Raw genomic sequence first — 11048 nt, forward strand, 5'->3', positions numbered from 1 at the left:
TGGAAGCCGAGGCGTTACGGAAGCCGCAGGCCGAGGACGCCACGGGAACTGGAAGCCGAGGGCGTCACGGGAGCCGCAGGCCGGGGGCTGCCGCTCTAGGAGTGGCCCAGTTCCGCCGTCTCCTCGTCGCCCGCCTCCGGGACCGAGCCCGAGTCGCGGGACGGCCGCAGGGGGAACACGTCGACCTTCATCTCGTCGATCACCGGAGGAGCCGGCTGGGGGGGCTTCGGCATGACCGCCGCCTCCGAGTGGCCGCCACAGCCGTACGACAGGGAGACCACGCGGCCGTCGGCCGGGGAGAACTCGTTCGCACAGACGCCGAAGGCCTGGCCCAGCGAGCCGCCGATGGGGGTGAGGAAGCCGCAGCTCATGCAGGTCGCCGGGGCCGCCTGGGCCATCGGTGTCTGGGAGCCGAACGCCTCCTCCCAGCGGTCGGCGGCGGTGTGCAGGCCGTAGCGGGAGAGCACTCGGGCGCGGCGCATGCCCAGTTCCTCGGCCAGCGCGGCGATCGAGCCGCGGGTGGGGATCGTCGGCTGGACGGCCGGGGTCCCCGGGGTCACGTCCGCGTCCTCGGCCTCCGCCAGCTCCGCCATGTCCTCGGACACGACCGAGTTCGGCGGGGGCTCCACCTCGCCCGCGTAGCCGGGCTCCAGGCGCAGGTCCTCCTGGTCGGTGGGGAGCAGGTCGCCGGGGCCGAGGTCGCCGGGGCGCAGCCGCTCGCTCCACGGCACCCACTCGGGGGCGAGGAGGGCGTCCTGGCCGGGGAGCAGGACCACCTCGTCCAGGGTCACGATCTTCGCGCGGGAGGCGCGGGCCACGGTCGCCGCCCAGCGCCAGCCGCGGTAGCCCAGCTCCTTGCACTCGAAGAAGTGCGTGACAACACGGTCGCCCTCGGACACCAGGCCGACGTGCTCACCGACCACGCCGGGGGCGGCTGCCTCCTCGGCGGCGGCGCGGGCGAGGTCGACGGCCTCGGCGCACAGGCGGTCGGGGGTGCGGCTTCGCGTTGTCGCTGCGCTCACAGGTATCGCTTCTCTCCTACGCCGTCTCAATGAGTGCGGCTGCCTCCGGCGGTTGGGCGGACGGAGCGGACCTGGGGGCCGCATCGACGTCTGCATCCGATCGCGCTCGGGCGCACCTCTGCCATCTATTCTGCTTGATGGCTGAGATACGCACGCTACCCCGTCGTCGGTGGTCGGGGACAGTCCGCCGCTTCGCGGCGATGTTTCCCGTCCGCCCACCGGACTCGCCGGGCCGGGAAGCACGCCTCACCTCACGCCCCTCTCCGCCGAGAAAACACCCCCATGTCCCGACTCGGCCGGCCGGGGAGCGCCCCCGCTCACGGCCGCAGCCCCGGGAAAACACTCCTGCCTCCCGGCCCGGTCGGCCGAGAAGGCCCCTCGCTCGCGGGGCTCCCCTCTGAGGAAGAATTCCCGCCGCCCGGCCCGGTCGGCCGGGGAAGAGGCCACTGCTCGTGGTCGTTTTCGGGGAGAAAGCGGCTCTGTGTCGCGGTTCGGCCGGCCGATCGTGCCGGCCGGTGTGCCGGTGTGCTCCGCCCGGAGGCCGGCCCGGGCTTCGGCTCCCTCCCCGACTCGCTTGGGCTCAAACCGCACTATCGGGCGGTGTCTCGGGGCACTATGAACGACGTGGCTGGCGCGGACAGGGGGAGCGTTCGGGGCAGTGGTTCGGCCCGGGTCGGAGGGGCCGTCCGCTCGGTCGGCCGCGCCCTGCACTTCCCCGTGACGGGCACCGCACGCGGAATCCGCAAGGCCACGCACGCCCACGGCGCCGGCGAGTCGGGGCTGGGGAAGCTGATCGAACTGCATGCGGTCAACGGGGCCGGCGATGTCATGATCACCGTCGCCCTGGCCTCGACCGTCTTCTTCTCCGTGCCCACCGACGAGGCCCGGGGGCGCGTCGCCCTGTATCTCGCCATCACCATGGCGCCCTTCACCGTCCTCGCCCCCGTGATCGGCCCCCTCCTGGACCGGCTGCCGCACGGGCGGCGGGCCGCGATGGCCGGGGCGATGCTGGCCAGGGCCCTGCTCGCGCTGATCATCTCGGGGGCCGTGGCCAGCGGCAGCCTGGAGCTGTATCCCGCCGCGCTCGGGGTGCTCGTGGCCTCGAAGGCGTACGGGGTGGTGCGCAGCGCCGTCGTACCGCGGCTGCTGCCTCCCCGGTTCTCCCTGGTGAAGGCCAATTCCCGGGTCACCCTCGCCGGGCTCCTGGCCACCGGCGTGGCGGCGCCGATCGGGGCGGCCCTGCATGCCGTCGGGGATCCCTGGCCGCTGTACGGCGCCTTCGTGATCTTCGTTGCGGGGACCTTCCTGTCCTTCTCGCTGCCGCCCAAGGTGGACTCCGCGAAGGGCGAGGCGGTGGCGCTGCTCGCGGCCGACGAGCAGCATCTGCACGGGCCGCACCGCAAGCAGGAGGCCAAGCGGCCCGGGCTGCGCACGGTCGGGCCGGCCGTCACCCATGCCCTGGGCGCCAACGCCGCCCTGCGGTGTCTGTCCGGCTTCCTGATCTTCTTCCTCGCCTTCCTGCTCCGCGAGCACCCGCTGACCGGGGAGAGCGCGGCGGTCTCGCTGGGGATCGTCGGCGTGGCGGCGGGCGCCGGCAACGCCCTGGGCACGGCCGTCGGCGCCTGGCTGAAGGCGAGGGCGCCGGAGATCATCATCGTGACCGTCGTCGCGGTGGTGCTCGGTACCGCGATCGTGGCCGCCGTGTTCTTCGGGGCCTTCCTCGTGGCCTGTCTGGCCGCCGTCGCCGGGTTCGGGCAGGCGCTGGCCAAGCTGTCCCTGGACGCGCTGATCCAGCGGGACGTGCCCGAGCAGGTGCGGACGTCGGCCTTCGCCCGGTCGGAGACGCTGCTGCAGATGGCGTGGGTGTTCGGCGGGGCGGTCGGGATCGTGATGCCGCTCAACGGCACGCTGGGACTGGTGATCGCCGCCGTGATCGTGGCCGCCGGCTGGCTGGCCACCCTGCGCGGGCTGCTCGCCTCGGCGCGGCACGGCACCCGGCCGCGGGCGCGAGTGGCGTAACGAACCGGGCACGCCGCACCCCACATGGGCGGACGGCTCCGGGTGCCCGATAGCCTTCGGCCATGACCACGCTGCAATCCGTTGTGCGACGCCGCCGCGCCGTCGCCGCCGCCGGCGCCGTTTCCGCCGGACTGCTCGTCCTCTCGGCCTGCGAGAAGCCGACGCCCGTCGCAACGATCACCGTCGGCCGAAGCTCGGTCAACTCCGAGGCGCTCTGCTACAACGACGGCAAGGCGCTGGACGCCAAGTCGCTCGCGAAGTGCGCCAAGAAGGCCGGCGACATCAAGTCGATCAAGGTGGACCCGGACCAGACGGTCCGCTTCGGCGTCGACCCGAAGATCGCGGACAGCGGTTGGACCCTCCTGGTGAACGGCCACCAGTTCACCGAAGTGAGCAAGAAGACCTACACCACCATCCCGGGCAGCGCGTTCTTCAACGCCCAGTACGGCACCCAGGGCGACACGAACACGGTCTCCGTCCAGATGGGCCAGTCCCCGGCCAAGGGCCTGTGGTCCTTCAAGCTGAAGAAGGCCTGATCACGCCTTCCGTGCGGATTCTCGTGGCCACCGCGGTCCCGGCCGAACGGGACGCGGTGGCACGGGCGTTCCCGCACGCGGGTGAGGCGATACGGCTGCTGCCGGATGTCGCGCAGGGCTCGGGGACCCCGGAAGGCCCGGGACACCCGGAAGGCCTGCGGAACCCGGAAGGCCCGGGGAACCCGGAAGGCCTGCGGAACCCGGAAGGCCCGGGGAACCCGGAAGGCCTGCGGAGCCCGGAAGGCCCGGGGAACCCGGAGGGTCCGGGTAGCCCGGAGGGTCCGGGTAGCCCGGATGTCCCGGGGATCCGCGTGGTCCGGACGGCCGCCGGGTACGACCTGCTGGCCGCCGGTGTCGGGCCCGCCCTCGCCGCCGCCTCCACCGCCACCGCGCTCACCGCCGCCGCCCTCGGCGGCACCCCGTACGGCCTCGTCGTGTCCGCCGGGATCGGCGGTGGCTTCCAGCCCGACGCGCCGCTCGGCTCGCTCGTCGTCGCCGACGCGATCACCGTGGCCGACCTGGGCGCCGAGACCGCCGACGGATTCCTCCCGGTCACCGGCCTCGGCTTCGGTACCGTCACCCATCTGCCGCCGATTTCACTCGTACGGCGCGTGTCCGAGGCCATCGGTGCCCGGCCCGGCACCGTACTGACCGTCTCCACCGTGACCGGCACCGCCGCCCGCGCCGCCGAGCTGCGCGCCCGCCACCCGGGGGCCCTCGCCGAGGGCATGGAGGGGTTCGGCGTGGCCGAGGCGGCCGCCGCGCACGGGGTACCCGTGCTGGAGATCCGCGCGGTGTCCAACCCGGTCGGCCCGCGCGACCGCGCCGCCTGGCGCATCGGCGACGCGCTCGCCGCCCTCACCGAGGGATTCGGGAAGCTCGCGCCCGCATTGGAGAGTTGGAACCCGTATGACGACCAGTGAGCAGCAGGCCCTGCAGATCGCGTACTCCCCCTGCCCCAACGACACGTTCGTCTTCGACGCCCTCGCCCACGGCCGCGTCCCCGGCGCGCCCGCGCTGGACGTGACCTTCGCCGACATCGACATCACCAACGGCATGGCCGAGCGCGGCGAGTTCGACGTGCTGAAGGTGTCGTACGCCGTGCTGCCGTACGTCCTCGGCACGTACACGCTGCTGCCGTGCGGCGGCGCGCTGGGGCGGGGGTGCGGGCCGCTGGTGCTCACCCGGGAGGCCGGCGTCGACCTGACGGGCCGTACGGTCGCGGTGCCGAGCGAGAAGTCGACGGCCTATCTGCTGTTCCGGCTGTGGGCGGCGGACACGCTGCCCGGTGGGTTCGGCGAGATCGTGGTCATGCCGTTCCACGAGATCATGCCGGCCGTGCGCGACGGCAAGGTGGACGCCGGACTCGTCATCCACGAAGCCCGCTTCACGTACCAGAACTACGGGCTGCACAAGCTCGCCGACATGGGCGAGCACTGGGAGCGCACCACCGGGCTGCCGATCCCGCTGGGTGCGATCATCGCCAAGCGGTCGCTGGGGGCCGGGACCCTGGGCCGGCTCGCCGACTCCATCCGCACCTCTGTACGGGCCGCCTGGGACGACCCGGAGGCCTCCCGGCCGTACGTCATGGAGCACGCCCAGGAGATGGACCCGGCCGTCGCCGACCAGCACATCGGGCTGTACGTCAACGAGTTCACCGCCGGCCTCGGCGAGGACGGCTACGCGGCGGTCCGCGGGCTGCTCACACGTGCGGCGGCCGAGGGGCTGCTGCCGCCCCTCGGCCCGGATGCTCTCGCTTTCCCCTGATCCCCTGCTCCCCTGTTCGTTCCGGGTTCCCTGCTCCCTTGGGGCTGGGGCGAGGACCGGAGATCCGCTGTTCCCCTGGGGTGAGGGTCAGACGTCCAGCTGGTCGGCGACCGCGCGCAGCAGGCCCGCGATCTTCTTGCCGGAGGCCTTCTCCGGGTAGCGGCCCTTCTCCAGCATCGGCGTGATGTTCTCGAGAAGGGTCGTCAGGTCCTGCACGATGGAAGCCAGCTCGTCCGGCTTCTTGCGCTGCGCGGCCGCGACCGACGGGGTCGGGTCGAGCACGGTCACGGAGAGCGCCTGATCGCCGCGCTGACCGGCGACGACGCCGAATTCCACGCGCTGTCCCGGCTTGAGCGCATCGACGCCGTCGGGGAGAACCGAGGAATGGACGAAGACGTCACCGCCGTCGTCGCGGGAGAGGAAGCCGAAGCCCTTCTCGCTGTTGAACCATTTGACTTTGCCGGTAGGCACGTCTGTCCTCGTCCTCGTGCTCGTTGGGAAAACTACTTCGGAAACGGCTCTTGACAGCACTGGAGCGGGTCGCCCATGACCCGCTGCTACCAAGCGCTACCAAGGCTAATGGTCTTCGGGCGGGTGACAAGACGTCCCCCGGTTGTTCTCTCGCGCAGGGAACTACCCTGGTCCGGTGCGTGACAAAACCCAAACGAATTCCGCCGGGCCCGGTGACCGACTGATCCGCGCCGGTGCAGTGGTGTTCTTCATCGGAGCCGTGGCCACCCTCGTCACCGTGGCCCCGCTGTTTCTCGGTGCGAAGCCCTTTCCGACGTACATGTTCGGACTGAGCATGCTCATGGCCGTCGGCTTCCTGGTGGCCGGGGCAGGCGTACTGCGCTCGGCCGCCGCGGGACGGCGTCAGGCGCGCGGGGCGGCGCCGGGAACCTCTCGGTAGGCGGTCAGCCAGGCCGGGAAGGCGGTGAGGTCGTCCAGCACGACGTCCGCGCCGGCGGCGCGCAGCTCGTCGGCGTCGCACGGGCCGGTGGCCACCGCCACGGACAGCGCGCCCGCCGCACGGGCCCCGCGGACGTCTCCGACGTGGTCGCCGACGTAGACGCTCGCGCCGTACTCGCGCAGGGCCTCCGCCTTCTGCTCGGCCCACAGGTCGCCGACGACCACATCGGGTTCCAGGCCCAGGTGGGCGAGGTGCAGCTTGGCGTTCGGCTCGTACTTCGCGGTGACCACCATCGTCCGGCCGCCGGCCGCGCGCACCGCCTCGATCGCCCCCTTGGCTCCTGCCATGGCGGGGGTCGCGGTGACGGCGATCGACGGGTACATCTCCCGGTACAGATCGGCCATCGCCGGGACCTGCTCGGGCGGGAACCAGTTGACCAGCTCCTGTGCGAGCGGCGGCCCGAGACGGGTCACCGCCAGGTCGGCGTCGATGTACGTCCCGGTCCGCTCCGCCAGGGCGAGGTAGCAGGCGTGGATGCCCGGGCGTGAGTCGATGAGGGTCATGTCCAGGTCGAAGCCGATGGTGAGGGCGGCGGGGCTCGGGGTCATGGGGGCCATTGTGCCGGTGCGCCCCCGCCCAAGGGGGCGCAGGGAACTGCGCGACCAACCCCCACCGGCCCACACCCGATCACGGCCCCCGCGGAGCGGCTACCGCTTGCGCTGGGAGAACCCCGCCCAAGGGGCGCGGGGAACTGCGCGACCAGCCCCCACCGGCCCGCACCCGATCACCGGGCCGCAGCGAAACGCCCACCACTCACGCCGAAAGCGCCCCGCCCAAGGGGGCGCGGGGAACTGCGCGACCAGCCCCCACCGGCCCACACCCGATCACGGCCCCCGCGGAGCGGCTACCGCTTGCGCTGGGAGCGCCAGACCAGGAAGAGGGCCGAGGCCACGGCCGCGCCTCGGATCACCCAGGGCCAGGTCTCGGCCACCGCGTCGTTCAGATGACCGTGGGGGATGGGAGCGCCCCAGCGCCCGCTGCCGCGGCCGTACAGCCAGAGCACGCCGGCCGCGAGCGCGAGACCGGGGACGCCGAGCACCGCCCACTTGGTCTCCGCCGGGGTCAGACGCCGTGAGCCGTAGGCGATCAGCCAGCCCAGGACCAGCGCGAACCAGTTGCCGAGCACCGCACCGGCGACCAACGCGGCGGCGGCCAGCAGCAGAAGCGGGTTGGTCCAGCCGGCGGCGGGACGCGGGAGCAGGCGGCGGGCGGCCGGTGCCGCGGGCGCGGCGGGCGCGGCGGGCGCGGTGCGGCGGGCGAACAGGCGGCGCCGGGCGCCGGGCTGCGGGGCGGCGGGCTGCTGTTCCGTGAGGTCCGCTACCCGCGCCGGCTCCTCCGGGGTCCTCTCCTTCCCCTCCCCCGTCCCCTCCGCCGTCTCCTTCCGCGGCTGTCTGAGCAGGTCGGGGATCTCCACTCCGCCGACAAAACCCGGTACGGCGTCGTCGCCGGCCACCTGATCCAGCGGACCGCCCTGTACCCGCCACCAGTCGGGCTGCATCCCGCTGTCACCGAGTTCGTGTGCGGCGGCGAGGTGGGGCGGGGAGGGCGCACTGCGCGGGGCGGGCGGCTCCGGCTCGGCGCGGCGGGGCCGGGGGACGATCCTGCGCAGCCCCCTGGGCCGTTCCTCCGCACCCCGCGCATCGGTCTCCCGCTGTACGGGCACGGCCGCGGACGGCGGCCGCGGCCTGTCCGCGCCGCCGCCGGCCGCGTCGACCACCTCGTCCGGGGTGCCCAGCCGGTCCAGGATGCGGCGCACGGCGGCGGGACTGTCCACCGGCACCTCGGCCCGGCGCCGGTCGATCTCGTTCCGCAGCTCCGACACCAGCCGCATCCGCGTGGACGACGGCAACTGCCGCTGGTGAGCGACATCGCCGACGCGGCTCAGATACTCGTAGACGACCTGGTCGCTTTCGATCCCCACGGAACCCCTCCGGGGTGGTGCCGATGAACCCCGCTGAGGAAGGTACCGCTTCTTCCTCGCCGCTCGGAGCCGCTGCGCCCGCCCGGTCAGCTACCGTTGGCCGGATGAGCCCCGAGGCCCACTCAGCCCCCCGGTCCCTCGCCGAGTCGCTCCGTATGAGGGACGACGCCTCGCTGGCCGCGCTGCTGCGCAGCCGACCCGATCTCATCACCCCCGTCCCCACCGACCTCACCCAGCTGGCCACCCGGGCCGGCACCCGTGCCTCCGTCCTGCGCGCGCTGGAGCGGCTGGACCGGTTCGCGCTGCAGACCGCGGAGGCCCTGGCCGTGGCCCAGGACCCGGCGCCGTACAGCACACTCCTCGGTCTGATGGCGGGGGACGCCAAGGACGAGAGCGTGGCCGACGCGCTGCCCCGCGCCGTCGGCACCCTGCGTGAACAGGCCCTCGTGTGGGGCGACGACGAGCGGCTGCGCCTGGTGCGGACGGCACGGGAGCTGCTCGCGCCGTCCGCGCAGCACCCCTCGCCGACCGGTCTCGGCCCGACCGTGCAGGAGGCCACCTCGGGCATGTCCCCGGGGCGGATCCAGGAGATCGTCGCCACCGCCGGGCTCACCTCGACGCACGACTCGGTCTCGGCGGCGGCCGCGCTCACCGCGCTGTTCACCCGCCGGAAGAAGATGACCGCGCTGCTCGCACAGGCTCCCGAGGCCTCCCGCGAGGTGCTGTCCCGGCTGGTGTGGGGGCCGCCCTACGGGCAGGTCACCCCCGACCCGGCCGCCCATCTGCGCTGGCTGCTGGACCGCGGCCTGCTGCTGCCGACCGCCCCGGGCACGGTCGTGCTGCCCCGGGAGGTGGCCCTGCATCTGCGCGGGGGCCGCGCTCACCGTGCGCCGGAGCCGCTGCCGCCCGCGGTCGAGCCGGCCGCCACGCATGCTCCCCAGGTGGTGGACGCCACCGCGGCCGGGCAGGCGTACACCGCGCTGGCCACCGTCGAGGAGCTGCTGAAGGACTGGGACGAGGGCGGTCCGGCCGTGCTGCGGGCCGGCGGGCTGAGCGTGCGGGACCTGAAGCGGACCGCCGTCGCCCTGGACGTGTCGGAGCCGGTCGCCGCCTTCTGGGTCGAGCTGGCGTACGCGGCCGGTCTGCTGGCCTCCGACGGCGAGGCCGACGAGCGGTACGCGGCCACCCCCGGCTACGACGAGTGGCTGGAGCGGCCCCCCGCCGAGCGCTGGGCCCGGCTCGCCGAGGTCTGGCTGACGGCCACCCGGACAGCGGGCCTGGTCGGCGGGCGGGACGCGAAGGACCGTGCGTTGTCCGCACTGGGTCCGGGACTCGACCGGTCCGCCGCGCCCGAGGTACGGCACCGGGTGCTGACCCTGCTGGCCGGCCTGCCGCAGGGCACGGTCCCGACCGCCGAGTCGGTGCTGGCCCGGCTGCGCTGGGAACGGCCGCTGCGCGGTCAGCAGCGGGACGGCGCGGACGACGATCTGCGCTCCCGGCTGGCCCGCTGGACCCTCTCGGAGGCGGAACTGCTCGGCGTCACCGGCCGCGGAGCGCTCTGCGCACACGGCCGGGCGCTGCTCGGCGCACCGTCGGCCGCATCGGGTACGAGGGCCACCGCCCGTACGGGGATTGCGGCGGGCACGGCGGACGCCCCGAGTGCGCCTCCCGATACGGCCGCCTCGGTGGCCTCCGCCGTCTCCGGCCCCCCGAGGCCTTCCGGTCCCGGCGACAAGCTTCCCGTCCACCATCGTCCGGCCCCGCCCGCCGAGGTGCGCACCCCCGCCGAGCAGGCCGTCGCCACCGCCGCCGCCGCGCGGCTTCTCGCGCCGCTGCTGCCCGAACCCCTGGACCATGTGCTGCTGCAGGCCGACCTGACGGCGGTGGCCCCCGGCCCGCTGCGGCGTCCGCTGGCCGATGTGCTCGGCGTCCTCGCGGACGTCGAGTCCAAGGGCGGCGCGACCGTCTACCGCTTCACCCCGGCCTCGGTCCGGCGTGCCCTGGACGCCGGCCGGACCGCCGCCGATCTGCATGCCTTCCTCACCACGCACTCCCGTACGCCGGTCCCGCAGCCGCTCGCGTACCTGGTCGACGACGTGGCCCGCAAGCACGGCCACCTGCGGGTGGGCGCGGCCTCGGCGTATGTCCGCTGCGACGACGACGCCCTGCTGAACGAGATCCTCGCCGACAAGCGGGCGGCCGCCCTGCGGCTGCGCCGCCTCGCCCCGACCGTCCTGGCCGCCCAGACGGACCCGGCCGCGCTGCTGGAGGGCCTGCGCGCGATGGGCTACGCGCCCGCCGCGGAGTCCGCCGAGGGCGATGTGCTGATCACCCGTGCCGACGCCCACCGCACCCCGCCGCGCACCGCGCCCGAGCCGGTGCCGGACGGCCCGCCGTCGCCCGACGCCACGCTCCTGTCGGCCGCGATCCGCGCGATCCGGGCGGGCGACCTGGCCGCCACCGCCCCGCGCAAGAGCACCGGGGCCGGCGGGGCCGCGTCGGCCGGCGGCGAGCTGCCGCGCACGTCCTCCGCCGAGACCCTGGCCACCATGCAGGCCGCCGTGCTGACCGGCGAATCCCTGTGGATCGGCTACGTGAACGCCGAGGGCTCCGCCAGCCAGCGCGTCATCGCCCCGATCCGTGTGGAGGGCGGCTTCGTGACGGCGTACGACCACACGGCCGACGAGGTACGGACGTATCCGCTGCACCGGATCACGGGGGTCGCGGAGCTGGCGGAGGACTGACCCTGATCATCCGTCCATAGGGCACACTGGACGTTTGGCCGTTGTTGAAGGCCATAGAGGAAGAGGAAG

General features: G+C 74.0%; 10 protein-coding genes. 6 read left to right on the forward strand and 4 right to left on the reverse strand.

What is annotated here, in order from left to right; all coding sequences use genetic code 11:
- Positions 1 to 95: 95 nt before the first annotated feature.
- A complete protein-coding gene (locus tag ACZ7P3_RS24090) occupies positions 96 to 1022 on the reverse strand; it encodes a DUF3027 domain-containing protein (protein WP_472084896.1) in 927 nt (308 codons plus the stop codon).
- A 615-nt stretch (positions 1023 to 1637) separates the two neighbouring features.
- Between ACZ7P3_RS24090 and ACZ7P3_RS24095 the strand changes: the two genes are divergently transcribed.
- From ACZ7P3_RS24095 to ACZ7P3_RS24110, 4 genes are all read left to right on the forward strand, one after another.
- Positions 1638 to 3041: an MFS transporter gene (locus ACZ7P3_RS24095; RefSeq protein WP_472084898.1), complete on the forward strand. Its 1404-nt coding sequence runs from the start codon at positions 1638 to 1640 to the stop codon at positions 3039 to 3041.
- Positions 3042 to 3103: 62 nt separating this feature from the next.
- A complete protein-coding gene (locus tag ACZ7P3_RS24100; RefSeq protein WP_472084900.1) occupies positions 3104 to 3577 on the forward strand; it encodes a DUF2771 domain-containing protein in 474 nt (157 codons plus the stop codon).
- Between the two features lie 56 nt (positions 3578 to 3633).
- Positions 3634 to 4500, forward strand: coding sequence for a futalosine hydrolase (locus tag ACZ7P3_RS24105; protein WP_472085235.1), 867 nt, complete (start codon positions 3634 to 3636; stop codon positions 4498 to 4500).
- Entirely contained in the window at positions 4487 to 5344 is an 858-nt protein-coding gene (locus tag ACZ7P3_RS24110) for a 1,4-dihydroxy-6-naphthoate synthase (RefSeq protein ID WP_472084902.1), read from the forward strand. Before ACZ7P3_RS24105 ends, ACZ7P3_RS24110 begins: the two co-directional genes overlap by 14 nt.
- An 87-nt stretch (positions 5345 to 5431) precedes the next feature.
- Here ACZ7P3_RS24110 and ACZ7P3_RS24115 read toward each other — a convergent pair whose 3' ends face one another.
- The gene (locus ACZ7P3_RS24115) at positions 5432 to 5815 is read right to left on the reverse strand and encodes a cold-shock protein (protein ID WP_472084904.1); all 384 of its coding nucleotides are present in this window, start codon (positions 5813 to 5815) and stop codon (positions 5432 to 5434) included.
- A 175-nt stretch (positions 5816 to 5990) separates the two neighbouring features.
- Between ACZ7P3_RS24115 and ACZ7P3_RS24120 the strand changes: the two genes are divergently transcribed.
- Entirely contained in the window at positions 5991 to 6254 is a 264-nt protein-coding gene (locus ACZ7P3_RS24120; RefSeq protein WP_472084906.1) for a hypothetical protein, read from the forward strand.
- Here ACZ7P3_RS24120 and ACZ7P3_RS24125 read toward each other — a convergent pair.
- Positions 6218 to 6862 carry an HAD family hydrolase gene (locus ACZ7P3_RS24125; protein WP_472084908.1) on the reverse strand — a complete coding sequence of 215 codons (645 nt, stop codon included), beginning with the start codon at positions 6860 to 6862 and terminating at the stop codon, positions 6218 to 6220. The genes ACZ7P3_RS24120 and ACZ7P3_RS24125 overlap by 37 nt on opposite strands.
- Positions 6863 to 7158: 296 nt before the next feature.
- Positions 7159 to 8235, reverse strand: coding sequence for a hypothetical protein (locus ACZ7P3_RS24130; protein WP_472084910.1), 1077 nt, complete (start codon positions 8233 to 8235; stop codon positions 7159 to 7161).
- A 104-nt stretch (positions 8236 to 8339) separates the two neighbouring features.
- Between ACZ7P3_RS24130 and ACZ7P3_RS24135 the strand changes: the two genes are divergently transcribed.
- Positions 8340 to 10979, forward strand: coding sequence for a helicase-associated domain-containing protein (locus tag ACZ7P3_RS24135; protein WP_472084912.1), 2640 nt, complete (start codon positions 8340 to 8342; stop codon positions 10977 to 10979).
- The last annotated feature ends 69 nt before the right edge of the window (positions 10980 to 11048 follow it).

Source organism: Streptomyces sp. NPDC107581 (genome assembly GCF_055657175.1).